We start from the raw sequence: 14315 nt of genomic DNA on the forward strand, positions 1-14315 counted from the left end.
TTTCATGTTTAATAAAAGAAAATGACAAAGATAAATTATAATTTAAATGAAATAATAAATTTTTAGTAGTGAATCTGATATTCAATGATGTGCTACAGAGAAATTTTGGGAAGTTAATTTAAAAAATTTTATAAAATTAAGGATATAACAGAATAAATATTAATATACATAGTTTTAGAATACTATGTATGGAGGTATTTAAATTTGAAAACAAAAAAGTCTTTACTTAACTTAATATTCTGGGTAACTTTATCGATATTGTTCAATGTTTTTATATTTTATACAAGAGGTGAAACTGCAGCAATTGAGTATTTTGGTGGCTACATAGTAGAAATGTCATTAAGCTTGGATAATCTATTTTTATTTTTAATGGTATTTTCAAGTTTTAAGATAAGAGAAGAATATCAAGAAAAAGTACTCTTATATGGAGTTATGGGTGCTATGATACTACGTCTAATATTTATTTTATTAGGTGTAGCTATGATAAGTAAGTTTAGCTTTCTACTTTCTATCTTTGGTGTAATATTATTACTCAGTGGTTTTAAAATGTTGTTTAAAGAAAATGACGATATACAATTTCATGATAATTTTGCAGTTAAACTCCTAAGAAAAATAATACCAGTAACAAATGTTTTATATGGACAAAAGTTTTTTGTAAAACAAAATAAAATTATTTATGCAACACCACTTTTTGCAGCACTTATAATAATCGAATTCTCTGATATTATATTTGCTATAGATTCTATACCAGCAATTTTTTCAATTACTACAAATACATTTATAGTTTATACATCTAATATATTTGCAATACTCGGACTTAGAAGTATGTATTATATCTTACAAAAGATGAACAGTATGTTTAAATTTATGAAGTATGGTGTAGGGTGTATATTGATATTTACTGGTCTAAAGCTTGTATTATTATTTTGGAATATTGAAATTTCAGTCACTAATTCTGTATTAATTATAATTAGTATTTTATTAAGTAGTATATTAATATCTTCTATATGGGATGAACTAATTAATAAGCTAAAAAGTTAGATTTAAGAAAAATTTAAGGCACATTCAAAAATAACAAGTGAGTATGATAGTATATTTAAATTGTTATTTTCTTTAATGTGCCTAATCAGAAATTCAAAATGAGTTTCTGAGTGATTGGTTAGATTAGTCATTTACTTATAATTAAAGTATAATGTAAAGTAATACATATTATTGTATAATTTTATATATAAAAAAACATAAAAGACAAGAGGTAAGAAAAAATGAAGATGACTTATAAAGAAGCAATGGACTATATATCAAGTGTCGGTAGATTTGGCTCTAATTATGGCCTTGAAAGGACCTTTAGGCTTTTGGAACTACTTGGAAGTCCACACGAAAAAATTAAATTTATACACGTAGCAGGAACAAATGGTAAGGGATCCACTACTGCAATGATTACCAAGATTCTTAGAGGTTTTGGATATAAAGTGGGAATGTATACTTCGCCTTATTTAGAAGAATTTGAAGAGCGAATTCAGATAAATGGAGAGAATATTAATAAAGATACATTAGTAAACTTATTAGAAGAAGTAAAAATTGCTATAAGCAAAGTAATTGAAGAAGGGTATGAGCATCCAACCGAATTTGAAATCATAACTGCACTCATGTTCTTACATTTTTATAATGAAAAAGTAGATTATGGTGTAATTGAAGTTGGTCTTGGTGGAAGATTAGATTCAACTAATGTTTTAACACCAAAAGTTAGTGTAATAACTTCTATAAGTTTAGATCACATGAATATTCTAGGAGATAATTTAAAAGATATTGCAAAAGAAAAAGCTGGAATAATTAAAGCAGGTATACCAGTTATTCTATATCCCCAAGAAAAAGAAGTAGAAGAAGTTATAGTAAATGTAGCAAAAGAAAAGAATTCAAAAGTATATTTTATAAAAAAAGAAGCTGGAAGGCTAATAAATATTAATCATGAAGAGTTATATCAAAATGTGGAAATTGAAAGTTATAAAAATAAATATAAAATTAAGTTACCTTTACTTGGAGAACATCAAATATTAAATCTAAATGTAGCTTTACATACAATAGAAGTGTTATGTGAACAAGAGATGGCTAAACTTGATAAAGATTTAGTGGAAAAATCTCTTGAAGATGTTAAATGGATAGGGAGACTTGAAGTTTTAGGAAAGAAACCTACTATAGTAATAGATGGAGCACATAATATAGATGGAATTAAAGCTCTTAGAAAAAACATAGAGAAGTACTTTAAGTACAATAAAATATATTTATTACTTGGTATTTTAGCAGATAAGCAAGTTAAAGAAATGATAGAAGAAATAGCAGAAGTAGCAGAAAAGATTTATGCTTTAACACCTCATAGTGAAAGAGCGGAGCTTAGTGAAGATTTGAAAAATGAAATATTAAAATATAATTCAAATACTATCGCATTAGAAAGTTATGAGGAAGCGTTCTTGTTAGCGTTAAAAGAAGCTAAGGAAGAAGATTTAATATTAATAAGTGGATCATTATACATGATAGGAGATATGAGAAAAATAATAACTCGGAAATTATGAAGGAAACTCGACTCACATACGTTCGCTGAGTAAGTTCAATTAACCAAATTATAGATTTGGAATTTCACTTAAAGGAGCAATGAAGGTTATATGGTTAAGAAAAATAAAGAAAATTTTATTAATAATAAAAAATCAGTCTATTATGATTTAAAAAAGTTTCATGATAGAAATCTAGGTATACTTTATAGCTATCAAGACTTCGAAATAGCTGGAATAATAGAGTTTAAAAGTATTACAAATAAAGTGCGCCCGCTTAAGGAATATGAAAAAAATAGATTATCTAATGAATTAATGAGAATCTTATTAAAAGATATTAAAACTTCAGAAAAATCATCTGATATAAATGAATATATAACATTAAACCCGATCATTAGTTATTATGAGAGCTTTATTAAACTATTTAAAGATTTATTAGAAATTAATAAGGATATAAGTGAAAAAATAAATAAAGTTATAAAGGAAATGCTTATAGAGAGTAATTCAAGTGAAGAAATAAAGTTAGGATTAATACTTGCACCTATTTGTAAGATTGAGAATATAGAAGATATATTAGAAGTATTTTCTATTCATAATGATTATCTTTTTTATGTAATTAAGGCTTACGAATATATAGGAGGCTGTAATAACATTATTTTCGAAATGGCAAAGAAATCTGAAGGGTATGGCAAAGTATTTTGTGTGATGAATCTTAGACCAACAACTTATGAAGTAAGAAAGTGGATGATAGAAGAAGGTTCAAATAACAGTGTAGGAATATCGGAATTATTATCTTATAGTATGCTTTCACTAGAACTTTTAGAATATTTAGAAGCTACTGAGTTTGAGGATGAAGAAATTGAAGTTTTAGCAAAATCATTTAGTTTGTTACTTTCAGATTATGGATTAAATGAAATTAAGAATGGAAAAAAGGTTTGTAATAAATTATTAGAAATTATTGATAAGGTTAATGGAGACAATGGGGGAATATATTCTTTATATGCTGCAATTTCAATTCTTTATTCAATAGAAGCTATTGCAATTGATGCTTATAAAACAAAAAGAAGTCCTAGTTCATCTAAATTTAGCAATGATTACAAAGATATAATTGAAAACTGTAAAAAAATCTGTAAGAAAGATATATGGCATGAAATAATATCTAAGCAAGTATCAAACATAGAAATTGAAAGCAGTGTATTAATAAGCTGTTCAGAAAAAACAAAATATAAATTAAGAAAAAAAGAATATGAAACAATTTTAAATAGAGATTATACTAATCCATTATTATATAAGTATGCATTTTCAACAGGAAATAAATCAATTAAGAAATCCGCTTTTAACATAGGGTTGAAAAAATTACCACTAAATCAAATATTAAGAGGCCAAGATGAACTAAACATAGAAAATTTAGCTTATGAAGACATAGCACAAATTTGTTTTTTTATAATAATAAAATATTCACAGTATGATGATTTTCAAGATAAATATAAAGATATTAATATTCAAGCATTAAGAGCACCTTTAATTGAAACAAGAATTCAAGCTGCAACAAATCTTCAAAGATTTAGAGAAGAATTGGATTCTTTAGATAAGGAAATTATTAATGAGGCTATTAACACAGAAATGGTAGGGAATATACGAAGATCTCTTAATTCATTAATAATTAAAACAAATGCTAAGGAAAAAAAATATGTTGAAGTTCATGATAATATGATTATAGATGCTCATGTTAAAGATGTATATTTAATTAATATAGATGTTGCTGGAACAAATTATATTGATATGAGTGAAATATATAATAAGTTATTAGAAGAGGATATACTATATTTAAAAAGAGAGCCAAATAATGTATATGATTCAAATGCAATTGAAATTATAACTGAAGATGGATATGTAATAGGATATGTTCCTAAAGAGAATAATTTCATTTTAAAAAACCTAATGGATAATGGGAAATATGTATATGGAAAAATAAAAGAAATAAGTGATGATTATAACCATATAAATATTGAAATTTATCTGAGCTATAAAGATGTAATTGAAGAAATAACAAATACTTTATCACTACTCTCAGGAGGAAAAGAGCACTATCTTCAATAAAATGTGTATATCCAACCGAAATAAGAGCAATTTAAAGATAATTATATTGTTAGTATCTAAGTACTAATACTAAATGAGAAATACAAGAAGAATTAAAAAATGGTGATTAAGTTTATATTTTTTATTTTCATGTATATTTAATTTAATACTGCACACAATAATATCGAAAGAGGTGATTGTCATGGGAAACGATTTTGAAGATGATTATTGGGGATTACTCCAAAAATAACTTTTAAATCCCCATAATTACACTTATTTTCACATGAAGGGGCTGTTGCAAAACTAACATAGTTAGTTTTGTAGCAGCTCATTTTTTTTAAGAAATAAAAAAATGTGAATTCCGAAGAAATCACATTTATTGTATAATTAAGTTATGTACAAAATAAAGAAATCATACACTAAAGATTATAATGAATTTAATGATAATTTTCAACTTATATTACCATTAAATTTGGAAAATTTAATACCAGAAGATGATTCTGTTCGCTTGCTAAGCCACGTATTGGAGGGATTAGATTACAGAAAGTTGTATAAGGCGTACTCTTCCGTTGGAAGAAAACCGGCAGTGGAACCTAAAATCATGTTCAAAATAATATCGTATGCGTATTCTCAAAATGTTTATTCAAGTAGAAAAATAGAAAAAGCATGTAAAAGAGATATAAATTTTAGATGGCTGCTTCAAGGATGCAAAGCCCCTGATCATGCTACAATTAGTAGATTTCGAAAAGATTATCTTTCAAATGAAGTAATTGAAGAATTATTTTATCAGCAAGTTAATTATTTAGCTGATCAAAATGAAGTATTATTTGAAAATGTATTTATTGATGGTACTAAAATCGAGGCGAATGCCAATCGATATACTTTTGTTTGGAAGAAAGCCATTTACAAAAATGAAGAGAAAATGTTTAATAAAATTCTTACTCTTGTTGAAAATGTCAATCTTGAAGAATTGAAAGAATTTAGTATTCAAAAAGAAACATTGATAAATGATCTCGATAAAATTCTCGAATGGCTTTTATATGAAAAAGAGAAGAGAAACATAGAATTTGTTCATGGAATTGGTAAGAGAAAAACTACAATTCAGAAATGGATAGAGCAACTATTTGAATATAAAGAGAGACAAGAAAAATATAATTTCAGTAAAACCATATTCTCAAATAGAAATAGTTATTCTAAAACTGATCCAGACGCAACTTTCATGCATATGAAAGATGATCATATGAGAAATGGTCAATTAAAGCCAGCATATAATGTACAAATTGCAGTTGAAAGCGAATACGTGACCGGTGTCGGAATATTTGATGATAGAAATGACATAGCAACACTAATACCTATGCTTAATAATATGCAAGAAAAAATTGGTCGTAAATATCTTAATGTGATTGCAGATTCGGGTTATGAAAGCGAAGAAAATTATTTATTTTTAGAATACAATAATCAGACCCCATACATAAAGCCGCAAACTTATGAAAAGTGGAAAAAAAGAAGTTTCAAAAATGATATAAGTAAGCGAGAAAATATGCAATATGATGCTGAATCAGATTTTTATGTTTGCAATAATGGTAGAAAGTTGATTCCGACCTCTATTATTCATAGAAAATCCGCCAGTGGATACAAATCAGAAGTTACTGTTTATGAGTGTGAAAGCTGTGATAATTGTGTTCATAAAGAAAAATGTACAAAAGCAAAAGGAAATAGAAAGATGCAGGTTTCGAAAACTTTTGTAGAAAAGCGTGAAATATCTTATAGAAATATTACAACTGAAATTGGAGCTAAATTAAGAATGAACAGATCTATTCAGGTCGAAGGAGCATTTGGAGTTCTAAAAAGTGACTATGAATTCAATAGATTTTTAACACGTGGAAAAAATAGTGTAAAAACTGAATTTATTTTGCTTTGTTTTGGTTATAACATTAACAAATTGCATTCAAAAATCCAAAACGGAAGAACTCAAAAACATCTTCATGAATTAAAACAATCTGCCTAATTATGGAATAATTTAAGTAGGCTTATTAAAGTGCGCTTAAAACATAAAAATCTCTCAATAATTATTATTCAATTTTAATTATTAAGAGATTTTTTAATTTAAAACGAAAAGAAGTGTCGCTTCTGATTAAAAATTAATCATTTTGCGACACGCCCTTTATTTTATTTAGTACTGTCTTAAAAAGCTATAGTATTTTAAGACATGATTTATATTGAATATTCTTAGAATTGATATATTATATTTAGAATTAATGGACAAGTATAGAAAATTTAATACATATACTTATTAAGTAAGTTTAATCTGATGGTAAGTTAATATTTTACAAGTATGACTACTCAATGAAATTATTTTATTAACATTAGGAGGGAGTTATGAAAATTAGAAAAATAATTCCAATGTATTCTGAAACTGCTACTACATATAATGTAATAGGATATGTATATGGTACTCCAAGTACTATGGAGGTAGCAAAGTTAACTCATGCTAATTATGCTTTTGGATACATCGTGGACGGTCAGATTTCGATTTCAAATGGTCAAGATTTATCAAAGCTAGTGTCATTTAAGTCTAGTAATCCTAATTTGAAGGTTATTCTTTCAGTGGGTGGATGGGGTGCTGAAGGTTTCTCCGATGCAGCCTATTCAGAATCTTCACGAAATATATTTGCAAATAGTTGCTTGGATGTTCTAAACACCTATAAATTAAATGGAATAGATATTGATTGGGAATATCCTGTTTATGGTGCTTGTGGCTTGATTAAGTGCCGTGCACAGGACAAACAGAATTTTACTCTTTTGCTTGAAACAATACGCAATAAGATAGGAAATAGTAAAATACTTAGTATAGCTGCGGGAGCAGATCAATTCTATGTTAATAATACAGAGATAAGTAAAATAGCAAACATATGTGATTATATAAATTTGATGACTTATGATTTTGGGCATGACACTCACAATGCAAACCTTTATCCTACATCTTCTGGTTATGGATCAGGCTTAAGTTGTGATGAGTCAGTAAGTATATTTATAAATGCAGGAGTTCCTGCATCTAAAATCAATCTCGGCATTCCCTTCTTTGGATATTATGGCAACCAAGCTCTTTCATATGGAACACTTGTTAATAATTATATAAATAAAAATGGTTGGATTAGATACTGGGATAATCAGGCTAAAGTTGCGTACTTAAAAAATGATAGTTCATTTATAACTTATGAGGACGAGGAGTCAATTATCAATAAAACTGAATATATAAAATCAAAAAAACTTGGGGGAGCAATGTTTTGGGAATATAATCAAGATTACAACGGTATTCTTCTAAATAAACTTTGGACACAATTAAATGGAGAAATGATTAATTGATAATTATTGGAAGGAGTTAAATATGGAAGTAGTAATGAACCATACACAGTTTTTAGAATGGAAATATGGTAACAAAACTACACTAAATATCAAGTTAGAAAATTTAGGCGTAAAAGATAGTGAGAAATTTGAAGATGAATTAATCTTAAGAATTGGTACAACTTTATTAGTAGCTAGTAATATAATCTGTGGGTTTTCAAATTTAAAAGAAATGAATTTGCTAGGATGTCTATTAACCAGTATAACGCCTAATGATTATGCCTATTGGGTACAATATGGCACCTGTTGGTTAGAATGTTCTAAAGTACAAAAGAAATTCAAACGTAGTATTTGTACTTATTAAATAATATTAATAAATAAGCATGAAGTGTAAAAGAAATAGCAAGAGAAATTGTTAAAGAACTATATATAAAAGAAACTGATAAAGTATTAGAAGTAGGTTGTGGTGCAGGAGGACTAGCCCAATATATAAAATGTGGTCAATATGTTGGTGTGGATTATTCTAGCAGCCTTGTTAAAAAGCATATACAAATCCTTAATAATTCAGTTTTACAAGGGGAAGCAAATGATTTGATTTTTAAAGATAAAACATTTGATAAGGTTATTTGTTTTGGAAGATTATAGATGGTTATTATAGACCTTCTAGATTTAATGCTGTTTGCAAATTAATTTAAGTTATAACCTAAGGAGTATCTGGAGTAAGATATTTCCTTGAGAACAGTGTTGATATATATTTATAGCCATACAGAAAATAGAATATAAGAAGATGTTAGATAAAAATAAAGGTGTAGGAAGTGATTTCTACTCTTTTTTTGTTTGATGACTAATAAAAGGGTACTCCTTTGTGTAGTGTTACATCAGAGAATTTGGCTTTAGGTATTTCTTCATTAGAAGTTGTACCATTTTTGCTTGCACTGAGCTTGTCTCAAGAACATGCAGAAATGTTGCAACTTCTAATGTTAAGTGAGAGTCATAATTTTATATTAGGTTGCTCGAACTTGCTCGTCGAATAAAGTGAGTCGAGTTTAATTTTCTCACAGCTAAATTATCAGTAACAGGAACAACAGAGTACCCTTTATTTCAGTGGATTATACGCATAAACTTGGCATCTATGCCATATTCTCTTTTTTCCATTCTAACAAAGCTTTAGATAGTTGATCTGGACAAGATGTTCCTTTGGTTTTACAACTTATTCCGCCTAACTTATCAATAACTTCATCTACAGGCATGCCTTTTACTAAGTGTCCAATACCTAAAAGATTTCCGGCACAACCTCCAACAAATTCTACATTTTCAACGATATTGTTTGTAATTTCAAGATTAATTACAGATGAACAAACACCTGATGTTTTATATGAATACATTACATACACTCCTTTCGATAAATTTAATATTAGGCACAATCAAATAAATAACAAGTCTATTTGCCAGACTATTTTCCATTATCCTACGTCGGCAAATTGACCTAATAGGCTTGCTATGAGGGCAATTCACCTCCTTGCCTAATGAAAAATATTCATGGCAACTTTGGACTTGTTATTTATTTTCATGTGCCTTATTCAGCGAACACACATAAGGGATGTGAAATAGATTAGTATATTCACTTATTATTTTAAAATATCCCTAAGGCGAGCATAATACATTATACAAGAAATTTGTCAATAAATAAAGATAATACAATTAATAAGTTGTGCCAATAATGAGTTTTTAGAATATATTATAGAGAATAGTATGATTATATTAATAGGGGGAAATGGAATGAGCCATATAATTTTATGCAATACTGGTTCAGATAGTTTAAACAAGATAAATACTGAAAATTTAAACAATCAGAGTATAATTTTATCTGTTGGTGAAAATCCATTTGGACCCCATGGATTATCATTATACAAGGATAAAATTTTAGTAGCTAATAATTATAATAATAGTATTTCATTAATAAATTATAAGAGCTTTAAAGAAGAAAACAACTTATATATAGGAGCACATCCTAATGATATAGTAGCCCATGATGATATAGCTTATGTTTCATGTGGAGAATCAAATTCACTTATAATATATGACATGATAAATGAAAGAGTAAATTTTGAGGTACCAACAGGCAGAGTTCCTCATAATATAGCATTATTGGAAGAAAAAAACCTTTTATTTATAAGTAATATGGGTGAGGATAGTATATCTGTAATTGACTATATAAATAATAAGGAAATAAAAAGAATTAAAGTAGATATTACTCCTACAAAAATGAATATATCAAAGAATAAAAAATACTTATATTTATGTATGAGTTACCTTGGTTATGATAGAAAAGGAAACATAGGAATTATTGATTTAAAAACACTAAAGTTGATTAATAAGATCGAGGTTGGATTGTGTCCTATAGATTTATTTGAAGACAATGATTATTTATATGTTTCAAATTTATGTGAGGGGTCTATAAGTATTGTAAACTTAAAAGATCTTAATGCTGAAAATAAAATAATTATAGGTGGAATGCCAAGAGGCATAGTAAAGGTCAAAGAAGATATATTTGTTGTAGATTACTTAAATGGAATATTAAAAATAATAGGGATAGAAAATAAAATAATAAAAGTCATAGAAGTAGGTTCAGAGCCTACTGCTATGACTTTAGTGGAAAACATCAATTAATTATTAATAAATATATTAATTATGTTAGTATATATTTCAGACGGATTTTCTTTCCATTTTGTGCAAATTGAAGTTGCTTGTTTTTTAGTAGGAACTGATAATTTTAATTCCATTAATAAAGATTGATCTTCTATGGCCTTAAGATCAACTATAAAACTATCATCACTTTCACCAAGAGTATAGTCAGCTTGGATAGTTAATTCCTTTTTTATAGATCCTATCTTATCTTTTATATAGTCGACAATAATAGCTATTTTTGAAGGGGATATTCTATCTTTAAAGAAAGAAAGAACATTATCTCCTTTTTCTGTTAATGCGAGTAATTTTTTATCATTAGCTTCATGATATTCAACGAATCTAGAATCTTCAAGCTCAGCCAAATATTGTTGAAATGTAAAATAATTCATAAAGTTATTCTCAAGAATTATTTCTGTAAGCTGAGTATTTGATATTGGGTCTTTTATTGATTTTAATACATATAACATTAATAATTTGTTTTCTGCGAGTTCTGATGAGCTTTCGTACATAAATACCTCCATAACTAATGAAAATCTATTTTTATTATAACATAAATTATCTTTTATGGAATAGTAACCAATAAAACAATTTTAATATTAGACACATAAAAAAGTAGCAAGTAAAATATATATCACTATTAGATTTCTCACTTTTTTAAATATATTAAATAGTGATTTAATATATACACAAAATAATATAAAGTAAAAATATACTAAGTCATTTTTCTAAATTAAGTTGTATTTAGAAGAATGACTTGATTTTTTGTTTCTTGAGAATTTATATTAAAAGTGACATTTTTTATAGCATAAAAAAATATGTAATGAATATAGTTTAATAAAGAATTACAAAGTTTATAAGAGGTGTATAGGGTGATATGGAAGAAAAAGAGGATAGAAATAGATTTAATTTTAATTATTTTTTTAATAGTCATATCTATTGGAATTAATAAAACGACACAGGCAATGGTAAACAGTCATGAAGAAAATCCTATATATTGTGTTGATACAAAGGAGAATGCAGTTAGCTTAACTTTTGATGTGAATTGGACTGAAAAAGATAATATTGATGTAATATTAAACATATTAAATAAATATAATATAAAAGGAACATTCTTTGTAATGGGTGGATGGGTTAATTATAGTGAAGATAATGTTAATAAGTTAAAGGCAATAAAAGAAGGGGGGCATGAAATAGGAAATCATAGTTATAAGCATCCAAGCTTTACAAAGATAGGAGCAGATAAAATTAAGGAAGAAATAGAAAAAACAAATGATATTATTGAAAAATATACAGGCGAAAAACCAAGATTATTTAGATTTCCAAGTGGAGATTATAATAAAGATGCTTTTTTGAAGGTGAGAAACTTAGGATATATGACTATCCAGTGGGATGTTGATTCTGTTGATTGGAAGGAGTTATCAGCTGAAACAGAATATAATAGAGTAATGAAAAATGTTAAGCCTGGTTCTATTATTCTTTTTCATAATGCAAAGTACACTCCAGATAGTTTAGATAGGATTATAAAAGAATTAAAAGAAAAAGGATATGAGTTTAAAACTGTAGGTGAAATGATATACTTTGAAGACTATAGTGTAGATAATCAAGGAATTCAACATAAAGTGAAACTTAATTCAGATGGAGATTAATCTACAACTGATTCTTAGTTGAACTTATGATCACAAGGGTCATAATGTCCATGAGATTAGTGCCACTTATCATCATACTAAAGAAAAAACGAGAATCAAATTTAAGTAAACTTTTTCATTTAGATCTAGTAATTTGCAGTGGTAGTTAGCTATGGAATAAAAATATTTAATATTTATTGAAAATAAACTAGTTTTTGTATTATAATGGTAATATATGCAAGTGGGAGCATATATTACACAAAATAAAATAATTTCCGATGGAGAGAGGGATTACAATGGATAATTTAATGCTAAATAACAAGATTTACCTTGAGGGTAAAGTAACATCTGGATTAGAGTTTAGCCATGAAATGTATGGGGAGGGGTTCTATACTTTTGATTTAGATGTAATGAGATTAAGCGACTCAGTGGATACATTAAATATTACTGTTTCAGAAAGACTACTTAGTGATATTAAATTAGAGGTAGGAATTGACGTAATAGTAGAAGGGCAACTTAGATCTTACAACAAGTTTATAGATGGTTCGAATAAACTTATACTTACTGTGTTCGCAAGAAATATTGAACCATGTTTGGAAAGAAGCAAAAATCCTAATGAAATATTCTTAGATGGATATATATGCAAGGAACCTATTTATAGAACAACACCTTTTGGCCGTGAAATTGCAGATGTGCTTTTAGCTGTAAATAGAGCGTATAATAAATCAGATTATATTCCAACTATTGCATGGGGAAGAAACTCAAGGTTCTGCCAAACTTTAAGTGTTGGTGATAATATTAAGGTTTGGGGAAGACTTCAAAGTAGAGAATACCAAAAAAAGGTTTCAGACAGTGAAGTAATTAGAAAAATTGCATATGAAGTTTCAATTTCAAAAATGGAAAGAGCTCAAAAAGAAGATGTAGCAAGGGAAGAAGGGGCAGTATAGTATAAAAAATAGCTTTTAAAAAATCTATGATGGTCGATAATCAATTAGTTATTAAATATTTAGTTATTTTAAGTAAAAGAAAAGGTTTCAATAAATTTTAAATTTATTGAAACCTTTTCTCTTTTCTTAAATAGCCCATATGTAAGTTTGAATAAACTAATAATTTTCTATTTTCTTAAATCATCCATTATTTGAGTTTTATCTTTTGTCTTATCATCTACTGATTTAATTATTCTAGCAGGACTACCTGCAACAACAACGTTCTCTGGAACATCTTCTGTAACTACTGAACCAGCAGCAACAACAGATCCGGCACCTATCTTAATACCTTCAAGTATTACTGAGTTTGCACCAATTAAAACATTATCACCAATCATGCAAGGTTCTTTACTTGGCGGTTCTAATACGCCAGCTACAACAGCCCCAGCTCCTAAATGAACATTCTTACCTAATTTTCCACGAGCTCCAACTACTGCATTCATATCGACCATAGTTCCATCCCCAATTTCAGCTCCAATGTTAATTACAGCACCCATCATCACTATAGCATTTTTACCAATGAGAACTTTATCTCTTATGATAGCACCTGGTTCAATTCTAGCATCTACTTCAAGCAAATCTAGCATAGGAACAGCAGAATTCCTTCTGTCATTTTCTATTCTAAAGTGTTTAATAAGGTGTTTATTATCCAATATTATTTTAGTTATAGAATCAGATTCTCCCATTAGTATATAAAATCCGTTAGAACCATACCATTCTACATCATTCATTTGAGCATTGCCTAAATCTCCATTAACATAAACTTTTACTGGAGTTGATTTTTTTGATTCCTTAATAAATCTAGCGATTTCATAAGGATCTGTTAAATTATATGACATTATATCACCCTTTCTAGTATTATTACAATCTACTTTATTATAATAAAGATTTAAAGTAAATGAAAGAGGAATAAGTATAAAAATACAAATAGTTTGAATGAATAGTGGTAATGTTGTAAAATAAGTTTATCCGATAGCTAGCATCCGTAAGACTCCATCTTCTTAAATATGAAGTTAACGGATGCGAGGTCCTGGGTAAGTTCAACTAAA

Annotated in this window: 12 protein-coding genes and 1 pseudogene; 10 read left to right on the forward strand and 3 right to left on the reverse strand. The window is 27.6% G+C overall.

The window, feature by feature from the left end:
• Positions 1-204 precede the first annotated feature (204 nt).
• The 7 genes and pseudogenes from DIC82_12815 to DIC82_12845 all read left to right on the forward strand — a co-directional run bounded on the left by DIC82_12815 (position 205) and on the right by DIC82_12845 (position 8603).
• On the forward strand, positions 205-1041 hold the full coding sequence (locus DIC82_12815) for a tellurium resistance protein TerC (protein ID AWK51844.1): 837 nt from the start codon (positions 205-207) through the stop codon (positions 1039-1041).
• Positions 1042-1262: 221 nt separating this feature from the next.
• Positions 1263-2567, forward strand: coding sequence for a bifunctional folylpolyglutamate synthase/dihydrofolate synthase (locus DIC82_12820; protein AWK51845.1), 1305 nt, complete (start codon positions 1263-1265; stop codon positions 2565-2567).
• A gap of 90 nt (positions 2568-2657) precedes the next feature.
• On the forward strand, positions 2658-4643 hold the full coding sequence (locus DIC82_12825) for a DNA-binding protein (GenBank protein ID AWK51846.1): 1986 nt from the start codon (positions 2658-2660) through the stop codon (positions 4641-4643).
• A 373-nt stretch (positions 4644-5016) separates the two neighbouring features.
• Complete coding sequence (locus tag DIC82_12830; protein ID AWK51847.1) at positions 5017-6630, forward strand: IS1182 family transposase; 1614 nt, start codon at positions 5017-5019, stop codon at positions 6628-6630.
• Between the two features lie 371 nt (positions 6631-7001).
• A complete protein-coding gene (locus tag DIC82_12835; GenBank protein ID AWK51848.1) occupies positions 7002-7988 on the forward strand; it encodes a glycoside hydrolase in 987 nt (328 codons plus the stop codon).
• A 22-nt stretch (positions 7989-8010) separates the two neighbouring features.
• Positions 8011-8331, forward strand: coding sequence for a hypothetical protein (locus DIC82_12840; GenBank protein AWK51849.1), 321 nt, complete (start codon positions 8011-8013; stop codon positions 8329-8331).
• Between the two features lie 35 nt (positions 8332-8366).
• Positions 8367-8603: pseudogene (locus DIC82_12845) on the forward strand (SAM-dependent methyltransferase).
• Between the two features lie 494 nt (positions 8604-9097).
• On the opposite strand, the gene DIC82_12850 reads toward DIC82_12845, so the two are convergent.
• On the reverse strand, positions 9098-9352 hold the full coding sequence (locus tag DIC82_12850) for a TIGR03905 family TSCPD domain-containing protein (GenBank protein AWK51850.1): 255 nt from the start codon (positions 9350-9352) through the stop codon (positions 9098-9100).
• Between the two features lie 394 nt (positions 9353-9746).
• Between DIC82_12850 and DIC82_12855 the strand changes: the two genes are divergently transcribed.
• Positions 9747-10637 (forward strand): hypothetical protein, encoded by an 891-nt coding sequence (locus tag DIC82_12855; protein ID AWK51851.1) that lies wholly within the window; start codon positions 9747-9749, stop codon positions 10635-10637.
• On the opposite strand, the gene DIC82_12860 is transcribed toward DIC82_12855, so the two are convergent.
• On the reverse strand, positions 10634-11164 hold the full coding sequence (locus DIC82_12860; GenBank protein AWK51852.1) for a DUF4364 domain-containing protein: 531 nt from the start codon (positions 11162-11164) through the stop codon (positions 10634-10636). The two genes, DIC82_12855 and DIC82_12860, sit on opposite strands and share 4 nt — an antisense overlap.
• A 360-nt stretch (positions 11165-11524) precedes the next feature.
• Between DIC82_12860 and DIC82_12865 the strand changes: the two genes are divergently transcribed.
• Together DIC82_12865 and DIC82_12870 are read left to right on the forward strand one after the other, a co-directional pair.
• Positions 11525-12301, forward strand: a complete 777-nt coding sequence (locus DIC82_12865) for a deacetylase (GenBank protein ID AWK51853.1) — start codon at positions 11525-11527, stop codon at positions 12299-12301.
• Positions 12302-12576: 275 nt separating this feature from the next.
• On the forward strand, positions 12577-13227 hold the full coding sequence (locus DIC82_12870; protein ID AWK51854.1) for a single-stranded DNA-binding protein: 651 nt from the start codon (positions 12577-12579) through the stop codon (positions 13225-13227).
• A 167-nt stretch (positions 13228-13394) separates the two neighbouring features.
• Here DIC82_12870 and dapD read toward each other — a convergent pair whose 3' ends face one another.
• Positions 13395-14105: a 2,3,4,5-tetrahydropyridine-2,6-dicarboxylate N-acetyltransferase gene (gene dapD, locus DIC82_12875; GenBank protein ID AWK51855.1), complete on the reverse strand. Its 711-nt coding sequence runs from the start codon at positions 14103-14105 to the stop codon at positions 13395-13397.
• Between the last annotated feature and the right edge of the window lie 210 nt (positions 14106-14315).

The sequence above is a fragment of the Clostridium beijerinckii genome (genome assembly GCA_003129525.1).
GTDB classification, from domain to species: domain Bacteria; phylum Bacillota; class Clostridia; order Clostridiales; family Clostridiaceae; genus Clostridium; species Clostridium beijerinckii_D.

Coding starts and splice junctions, on each gene's coding strand:
- DIC82_12840 (AWK51849.1), top strand. CDS start 8,011: ATGGAAGTAGTAATGAACCATACACAGTTTTTAGAATGGAAATATGGT.
- DIC82_12820 (AWK51845.1), top strand. CDS start 1,263: ATGAAGATGACTTATAAAGAAGCAATGGACTATATATCAAGTGTCGGT.
- DIC82_12850 (AWK51850.1), bottom strand. CDS start 9,352: ATGTATTCATATAAAACATCAGGTGTTTGTTCATCTGTAATTAATCTT.
- DIC82_12855 (AWK51851.1), top strand. CDS start 9,747: ATGAGCCATATAATTTTATGCAATACTGGTTCAGATAGTTTAAACAAG.
- DIC82_12825 (AWK51846.1), top strand. CDS start 2,658: ATGGTTAAGAAAAATAAAGAAAATTTTATTAATAATAAAAAATCAGTC.
- DIC82_12835 (AWK51848.1), top strand. CDS start 7,002: ATGAAAATTAGAAAAATAATTCCAATGTATTCTGAAACTGCTACTACA.
- DIC82_12860 (AWK51852.1), bottom strand. CDS start 11,164: ATGTACGAAAGCTCATCAGAACTCGCAGAAAACAAATTATTAATGTTA.
- DIC82_12830 (AWK51847.1), top strand. CDS start 5,017: ATGTACAAAATAAAGAAATCATACACTAAAGATTATAATGAATTTAAT.
- DIC82_12870 (AWK51854.1), top strand. CDS start 12,577: ATGGATAATTTAATGCTAAATAACAAGATTTACCTTGAGGGTAAAGTA.
- dapD (AWK51855.1), bottom strand. CDS start 14,105: ATGTCATATAATTTAACAGATCCTTATGAAATCGCTAGATTTATTAAG.